Below are 264 nucleotides of genomic sequence, written 5' to 3' on the forward strand. Positions count from 1 at the left end.
TTGCCAGACTCCCGCACAGGCGGGATTTTTTGTTTTCATCGAGTAGAGGATTTCAACATGGCCGATAACGCCAATGCTTTAGTAATTGATAACCTTAAAAAAATCTATAAAGGCGGTGTCGAAGCCGTTAAATCAATCAGTTTGACGGTAAAGCAAGGCGACTTTTTTGCTCTGCTTGGCCCCAATGGTGCAGGTAAATCTACCACCATAGGTATTATCAGTTCGTTAGTACAAAAAACAGCGGGCTCGGTGACGGTATTTGGT

General features: G+C 43.6%; 1 protein-coding gene. It reads left to right on the forward strand.

The annotated features are described in order from the left end of the window. Positions 1 to 57: 57 nt before the first annotated feature. The coding region (locus AAEY79_RS15250) for an ATP-binding cassette domain-containing protein (RefSeq protein WP_352289330.1) at positions 58 to 264 on the forward strand (207 nt) is incomplete at its 3' end.

It is taken from the genome of Psychrobacter sp. GW64-MNA-CIBAN-0177, assembly GCF_040309585.1.
Taxonomy (GTDB): Bacteria; Pseudomonadota; Gammaproteobacteria; order Pseudomonadales; family Moraxellaceae; genus Psychrobacter; species Psychrobacter okhotskensis.